Origin of the sequence: Aeromonas sp. ASNIH8, assembly GCF_002919855.1 — a bacterium.
In the GTDB taxonomy this organism is placed as follows: domain Bacteria; phylum Pseudomonadota; class Gammaproteobacteria; order Enterobacterales; family Aeromonadaceae; genus Aeromonas; species Aeromonas caviae.
The window spans coordinates 1-854 of sequence record NZ_PQLN01000250.1; the positions used below are offsets into that span (position 1 = coordinate 1).

Below are 854 nucleotides of genomic sequence, written 5' to 3' on the forward strand. Positions count from 1 at the left end.
CAGGGCGGGAGCACACTTTGTTGATATTTTAACCAAAGAATAACTGAGCCCGATAGTCGTCATTCCAGCCGGCTCTTTTTAGCTTGTTTCTCTGACTTCGAGCACCACAATTGCTCTGTTTTACGATATTCAATACGAACCGCCGGAATAGCGCCATATTCTCGACCGCATCCTCCATCGCTATCCTGGAAGCATCCTCGTTGAACACCACATCAAGAATGTAATGCTGGCTGTTCTCTATCCGCCAGTGCTGCCGTATATAGTGCCCTAGCAGCTTGTGCTTGGGGGATAACGAGCTGACATAGTAAGAGGTATCTACCGTTCCTTTTCCGTTGGCGCTGCGGTGACGCTCAACGGCAATGATGCTGCGGATTGTCGGCCATTTCTCCGTCAACTCTGGCGGTAATTTGGCTTTTAATTGAAACACATAACGCTCTTCCTGGCGGCCATGTCCACTCTCTTTGTGCTCGACGACAATCTTCTCTTTCTGGGCGTCAAACAGTGACTGGAATTGCGATTGAACCGCTTGATACAGCTTCGGTTGATTATTCTTGACCTGTACCACTACATGAGCCTTCTTCTCGCTGATTTTCTCCAGTGTCTCACGCTGACAATGCAACGCATCAAGTGTGACAACGGCTCCTTTTAGCTCAAGAATGTCCAGCATATCTTTGACGGTTTCGATTTCCCCCTTCTTGTTAGGGGTTGCTTTCTGGCTTAACACCAGCCCATTTTCGGTATCGTAAGCCGTGACCAACTGAAGCGCATCCTTGGCATTTCCCCGAAAGGAGCCGCGTAACACCTTGCCATCAAAGGCAATGATGGGTTTGCCCTGATGAGTGCGCTGTTCATTG

General features: G+C 49.1%; 1 protein-coding gene. It reads right to left on the bottom strand.

Translation table 11 applies throughout. The annotated features are described in order from the left end of the window. Nucleotides 1-28: 28 nt before the first annotated feature. Nucleotides 29-854 (bottom strand): ISAs1-like element ISAs1 family transposase (locus C3418_RS23740; protein ID WP_103859391.1); only part of this gene is annotated, 826 nt, incomplete at its 5' end.